This is a genomic window from Pseudomonas sp. GM78 (assembly GCF_000282475.1).
Classification (GTDB): domain Bacteria; phylum Pseudomonadota; class Gammaproteobacteria; order Pseudomonadales; family Pseudomonadaceae; genus Aquipseudomonas.
Window position 1 is genome coordinate 108,122 of the sequence record NZ_AKJF01000069.1, and the last position, 6,539, is coordinate 114,660.

At 60.2% G+C, this 6,539-nt stretch carries 6 protein-coding genes and 1 pseudogene; 1 reads left to right on the forward strand and 6 read right to left on the reverse strand.

The features are described 5' to 3' along the window. Positions 1-62: 62 nt before the first annotated feature. A complete protein-coding gene (locus PMI35_RS20780) occupies positions 63-1,688 on the reverse strand; it encodes a glucan biosynthesis protein D (RefSeq protein ID WP_008057828.1) in 1,626 nt (541 codons plus the stop codon). Between the two features lie 414 nt (positions 1,689-2,102). On the opposite strand from PMI35_RS20780, the gene PMI35_RS20775 reads away from it, so the two are divergent. Beyond that, a complete protein-coding gene (locus PMI35_RS20775; protein WP_008057830.1) occupies positions 2,103-2,288 on the forward strand; it encodes a hypothetical protein in 186 nt (61 codons plus the stop codon). A gap of 52 nt (positions 2,289-2,340) precedes the next feature. On the opposite strand, the gene PMI35_RS33805 is transcribed toward PMI35_RS20775, so the two are convergent. The 5 genes and pseudogenes from PMI35_RS33805 to PMI35_RS33810 form a co-directional block, all read right to left on the reverse strand. Next, positions 2,341-2,631 (reverse strand): type II toxin-antitoxin system RelE/ParE family toxin, encoded by a 291-nt coding sequence (locus PMI35_RS33805; protein WP_081504803.1) that lies wholly within the window; start codon positions 2,629-2,631, stop codon positions 2,341-2,343. Then, positions 2,609-2,857, reverse strand: a complete 249-nt coding sequence (locus PMI35_RS20770) for a CopG family ribbon-helix-helix protein (protein WP_008057832.1) — start codon at positions 2,855-2,857, stop codon at positions 2,609-2,611. The genes PMI35_RS33805 and PMI35_RS20770 overlap by 23 nt, the downstream gene beginning before the upstream one ends. 203 nt (positions 2,858-3,060) lie before the next feature. Further along, complete coding sequence (locus PMI35_RS20765) at positions 3,061-4,545, reverse strand: APC family permease (protein ID WP_008057834.1); 1,485 nt, start codon at positions 4,543-4,545, stop codon at positions 3,061-3,063. Positions 4,546-4,783: 238 nt separating this feature from the next. Beyond that, complete coding sequence (locus PMI35_RS20760) at positions 4,784-6,208, reverse strand: gamma-aminobutyraldehyde dehydrogenase (protein ID WP_008057836.1); 1,425 nt, start codon at positions 6,206-6,208, stop codon at positions 4,784-4,786. Positions 6,209-6,374: 166 nt separating this feature from the next. Then, positions 6,375-6,539: pseudogene (locus tag PMI35_RS33810) on the reverse strand (ABC transporter permease); the annotation flags it as partial.

The window sequence follows — 6,539 nt, forward strand, 5'->3', positions numbered from 1 at the left end:
TCCTACATGGGATCGTATTCCACTGTAGGAGCTGCCGCAGGCTGCGATCTTTTGACTTTCCGTCAGGTGTACTTGCGCTTGTCCGGCGCCGGCGGGAAGTACTGGTACAGCCAGGTTTCACTCAGTGTGCGGTCATTGGTGCGGATGAACAGGCGCAGCTCTACCGGCTCGACACTGTCGTTGGTCGGGTACCAGTCAAAGATGATGCGGTAGCCCTTGATGTCATCGAGCACCAGCACGTTGAAATCCTTCACCTGGCCATTTGAACAGGTGACCACCGGTTCGATACCGGTACCCTGCGGCAGGCGATCCAGGCCGCCGCCGTTGAAGTCCACGGCGAAGCGACGGGCCCAGACTTGCGGGTAATGCTCGCCCGGTGCCCAGCCTTCTGTGAAACCGCCCATACCCGAACGAGTCGCGTTGACCCGTGCCAGCGGCGTGCCGACGGGCGGCAGGGCGCTCCAGTAGAGTTTGTAGCCGTAGTTCAGCGAGTCGCCGGCCGCGACCGGTTTTTTCGGGGTCCAGAAGGCAACGATGTTGTCGAGGGTCTCGCCGGTGGTAGGAATTTCCAGCAGGTCGATAGAGCCTTCGCCCCACGGGGTCGTCGGTTCCACCCACAGGCTGGGGCGTCGGCTGTACCAGTCGACGGTGTCCTGGTAGTTGGCGAACTCGTGATCGGTCTGCACCAGGCCGAAACCTTTCGGGTCCTTGTCGGCGAAGGCGTTGAACTGCAGGGTGGCCGGGTTGTTCAGCGGGCGGCAGATCCATTCGCCGTTGCCACGCCACATCGCCAGGCGATCGGAGTCGTGGATCTGCGGGTGAATGGTGTCGCACATGCGGCGCTCGTGGGTGCCGCAGCTGAACATGCTGGTCATCGGCGCGATGCCCAGTTGTTCGATGGCGGTGCGCGCGTTGACATGGGCGTCGACCTCCATGACCACGCGCTCGGCCTGGCAATCGATGTCAAAACGGTAGGCGCCGGTGGCACTCGGCGAGTCGAGCAAGGCGTAGACCACGAAGCGGGTGCTGTCCTTGTCGGGCGTTTCGAACCAGAACTTGGTGAAGTCGGGGAATTCTTCGCGCTTCTTCGCATAGGTGTCGATCGCCAGCCCGCGGGCCGACAAGCCGTACTGGCCGGTGGCATCTACCGCGCGGAAGTAGCTGGCGCCGAGGAACGACACCACGTCGTGTTTGTCCAGTTCCGGCGCCTTGAACAGCTTGAACCCGGAAAAGCCCAGGTCGCCCTTGAGCTGCTGGGTGTCGACGGAGGTATTTTCATAGTTGAACAACGAAGGGCGGAAATGCACTTCGCGGGCCATGTGGGTCTTGGGATCGACGCTGTACATGCGCACCGGCTGGCGGAACCCCATGCCGACATGGAAAAACTGCACATCCAGCTGACCATTCAAGTCATTCCACAACGAATGTTTGCCGTCATAGCGGATCGCGTTGAAATTCTGCGGGGTCATGGTCGCCAGGGTGGGCGGCAGCACCTGCTTGGTATCCTGATAGCTCTTGCTGGCCAGTTGCTTGGCCTGGGTCTTCAGTGCGTCGAAGTCGAACGCCTGAGCCTCGCCATCCGCCGTGCCATTGCTTGCCCAGGCTCGGGCAGCGAGCAGGCCGGTGGCCGACAAACCGGTGTAGGCCGCGATGGCCATGGAGGCCTTGAGCAAATTCCTGCGATGCATAAATTCAACCTGTCGTGAACGATCCCGCGCCGGCCCTGGCACTGCTGGATCAAAAATATCGGTTCGGACATGCCTTCGGCCAAACGCAACTGCCTTTTAAACAGATAACGAATAGCTTAAACCGTTCGGTTGCGCAGAAAAAATGATTGATGGCGTGACGATGGCGCGGCAATGAAACAAGAGATGTCGGTTAACGTTTCCGACAGCGAGTTCTGATTTATAGGGCATTTCTGCTTTTTTCGACTAATTACTCTAAAAAGTACTTTTCAGCGCCCGGATAGTTTCTATTCTATGGGCATGACCGGTTTCTGCCCTTCGGGCCGGTGGCTTCAGTGGGCACAGGGTGGCTGCTGAAAAAGGGGTAGGGCGATGCGGTTTCTGAAGTTTTCTTTGACGTAGAGAAGGACATCGTCCATGTCGAAAGTACAAGGCATCACCGAAATCCTGGGAATCTTTGCGTGCCTATCTACTGGCCGGCGAAGACGTCGGCTCAATAGCGAGGAGATGAAGCTGGTGGAGCGCTATCGGGAATTGTCGGAGAGTGACCGCATTGCGATGCGTTATCTGGTGGATGCGATGCGCAGTGTTTCGCGGTTTTGAAGAAATGGAACATTCAGTCGCGGCAATCCTGTCGCGGCTGGACGTTCTCCCCTTACCAATCCTGAGAACGTTCCGAACGCTGATGCAGCACCCTCAACACCTGTATATGGCCATTGGCAAATCGATACGGGGCAATGAAGGGATAGCGGCCAAGTACCAACTCTCGTACATCGGGCATGACAGAAGGCCTGCCTGAGCCGGGAAACTGTTCCAACTGCCGGAAACATTGCAGCATGGTGGAAATGATTTCGATGGCAGTACTCGCGCCTACGACCTCTCGGTAATGTTCATGGATGGCATCCAGGTCGCTTTCAGCTTTCTCAGTCAGTACTACGCTCGGCACGTTTTTCCCACTTAGCCTTCACGGCGTCCAGATCGGTCAGTTTTCCAGCATCGGCATCGGCTATGCCGTCGCTTATGGCTTGCAGATGCCATGACTCGGCTTCCACGTATCGAACCAATGCACGCTTGAGATGGTACTGACGGTCGCGGTCGGTGGCAGCCGCTAGCTGATCCAGCTGTTGAGCCAGAAGTTCTTCGACACGGAACGATAAAACGGGCGAGGCCATAGTGGCTCTCCTAAAGATGTATACGTTGTAAACGACGTAAACACCCTAGGCCTTGCTGCGACTATCGTCAACCACTACCACGTGCGTGGTAGGGAAACTCTAGCTGGGGATGCATCCGCGGGACGCCAGGAACTGTTTCGAAATGCTTGCCTGCTGAAAGCGTTTGGTTGCCCCGATGCCTACTGGCACCGGGGCAACTTCCATTACCGACTAACCTTCCACGCATCCCCCGCAGGCGCCGTGCCGTGGTCATACGGCTTGGCGATCCACATGTAGAGCAACCCCAAGCCAATGACAATCGCAGTGCTCAGCACCATGGCGTAGTTGATGTACCACGCTGCATCTGGTGTCCGTGGCCAGGCCATGTTGATGATTGCGCCGACGCCGTAGACCAGCGCGCCGATGTTCACTGCCCAGCCCCAGGCGCCGAGGGTGAATTTGCCGCTGGGTTTCCAGCCTTTGAGGCGGGCGTACAGCGCAGCGAGCACGATCATCTGGAAGGCCAGGTAGATACCGATGGCGGCGAAGCTGACGATGGTGGCGACCGCATCCTGCAGGAAGAAGCCGAGGATGATGATCAACGCCGGTAGGACGCCGGACACGAACAGTGCCGCAACCGGAATCTGGGTTGTCGGAGAAATCTTCTTCAGCAGTCGGCTGCCGATGACCATTTCATCCCGGGCGTAGGAGTACAGCAGGCGACTCGCCGCCGCTTGCAGGCTGATGACGCAGGAGATGAAGGAAATCATCACCACGCCCATCACCATCTTCGAGCCCACCGGGCCGAAGGCGTTGTTGAGGATGGTGCCGACCGGATCCTTGTCGGTTCCATCGATCACCGCTTGCATGTCCGGCACGGCGAGGATCAGCGCCAGGCAGGCGAACATCGCCGCAACGCCGCCGATGTAGATGGTCATGCGCATGGCCACTGGAATTTTCTTGCTCGGGTTCGGGGTTTCTTCGGCCACGTCGCCGCAGGCCTCGAAGCCGTAATACAGGAACATCCCCGCCAGCGAGGCGGTGAGGAAGGCCGGCAGGTACGAGCCGTTGACGCTGATGTCGAAGGTGTTGAACAGCACGCTGATTGATTGGTGACGCTCGAAGATCAGCAAGTACACGCCGACGATCACCGCCCCCACCAGTTCGCAGAGGAAGCCGAACATGGCGATGCGCGCCAGCACCTTGGTGCCGCTGAGGTTGACCAGGGTGGCGAACAGCGTCAGCACCAGGGCGATGACGATGTTGGTGTTGTTGCTCGGTTCAAAACCGAGCATGGCGGCCAGGTACGGGCCGGCGCCGACGGCTACGGCGGCGATGGTCACGCACAGGGCAATGGAGTAGATCCAGCCGACCATCCACGCCCAGCGCTTGCCAACCAGGCGACGCGCCCACGGGTACACGCCACCGGAAATCGGGAACTGCGAAACCACTTCACCAAAGATCAGGCACACCAGCAACTGGCCACAACCGACCAGCAGGTAGGCCCAGAACATTGGCGGCCCGCCAGCAGCGAGGCACAGGCCGAAGAGGGTATAAACCCCTACGACCGGCGAGAGATAAGTGAAGCCCAGGGCGAAGTTTTCCCACAGGCTCATGCTGCGATTGAAGTTGGAGGTGTAGCCCAGTTTTCGCAGTTGCTCGGCGTCGCTGTCGACGACGGCGGTAGTGAGATCGGGTGATGCAGTCATGTGTGTTTCTCCGGAAAATCGGCAGATTTCGGATGCCCGATGCCGTGGCGGAGCCTGGAGGCGCCGCCCGGATCGGTGGTTATTGTTGTGTTTGAAACCTGGTGGTGCGTAATGCCGGTTCGACCTTGAACCGAGGTGACGCCATCGCGGGCAAGCCATGCTCCTACAGGTTTTGTAGCGCCCCCCGGTGATGTGAACGACACAAAACCTGTAGGAGCAAAGCTTGCTCGCGAAGCTTTTAATGCTTGAACATCACATGCCGCACAACGGTGTAATCCTCCAGCCCATACATCGACATGTCCTTGCCATACCCCGACAGCTTCTGCCCGCCATGGGGCATTTCGCTGACCAGCATGAAGTGCGTGTTCACCCAGGTGCAGCCGTACTGCAACCGCGCCGACAGGCGATGGGCGCGGCCGACGTCGGCGGTCCACACCGAGGACGCCAGGCCGTAGTCGGAATCGTTGGCCCAGCCCAGTACCTGCGCTTCATCGCTGAATTTGGTCACGGACACTACCGGCCCGAACACTTCGCGACGCACGATCTCGTCGTCCTGCTGCGCATCGGCCAGCACGGTCGGTTCGAAGAAGAAACCATTGCCTTCGACAGCCTTGCCGCCGGTGACCAGGCGAATGTGCGGCTGCGCCACGGCGCGCTCGACGAAGCCAGCGACGCGGTCGCGGTGTTGCGCGGTGATCAATGGGCCGAGTTCGGTCGATGGATCGTCCTGCAAGCCGTACTTGATGCTGCTGACCGCTGCACCGAGCTTCTCCACGAACTTGTCGTAGATGCCGGCCTGGGCATAGATGCGGCAAGCGGCGGTGCAGTCCTGGCCGGCGTTGTAGAAACCGAAGGTGCGGATGCCCTCGACGGCGGCGTCGATGTCGGCGTCGTCGAAGATGATCACCGGGGCCTTGCCGCCCAGTTCCATGTGCATGCGCTTGACGCTGTCGGCGGTGCTGGAAATGATGTTCGAGCCGGTGGCGATCGAACCGGTCAGCGACACCATGCGCACTTTCGGGTGGGTCACCAGCGGGCTGCCGACGGTAGGACCACGGCCAAACACCAGGTTGAGCACGCCAGCCGGGAAAATCTCCGACGCCAGTTCGGCCAGGCGCAACGCGGTCAACGGGGTTTGTTCCGACGGCTTGAGCACCACGGTATTGCCGGCGGCCAGGGCCGGGGCGATTTTCCAGGCGACCATCATCAGCGGGTAGTTCCACGGCGCGATGGAGGCGATCACGCCGACCGGGTCGCGGCGGATCATCGAGGTGTGGCCGGGCAGGTATTCGCCACCGGCCGAGCCGCTCATGCAGCGGCTGGCACCGGCGAAGAAGCGAAACACGTCGGCAATTGCCGGGATCTCGTCGTTGAGCGCGGCGCTGTAGGGCTTGCCGCAGTTGTCCGATTCCAGCTTGGCCAGCTCTTCGCCGTGGGCTTCGATGGCGTCGGCGAGTTTGAGCAGCAGCAGCGAGCGCTCTTTCGGTGGCGTGTGCGACCAGCTGTCGAATGCGGCATCGGCGGCGCGCACGGCGGCATCGACCTGGGCTTCGCTGGCTTCGTTGATTTCCACCAGCACACTGCCCAGCGCGGGGTTGAACACCGGTTGGGCGGGGCCTTCGCCGGTGAGCAGTTGGCCGTTGATCAGGAGTTGGGTTTGCATGGCTTTGTCCTCTTCGAAGCTAATTATTTTTATCTGTAGAAACCGGACCCTGTGGGAGCGAGCCTGCTCGCGATGGCAGTGTGTCAGCCACCATCCATGCTGGATGTGATGGCCTCATCGCGAGCAGGCTCGCTCCTACAGGGGGTAGTTGTTGTCTGTTCTTGATTTATTTCCCGCCGCTACCGGCCACGCTCTCACCACCCCGCGTCAGGTAATAAGCGCCGAGGATCGGCAGCATGGTCACGATCATCACCAGCATCGCCACGACGTTGGTCACCGGCACGTCCCGTGGTCGGCTCAGCTGGTTGAGCAGCCACAACGGCAGGGGGGG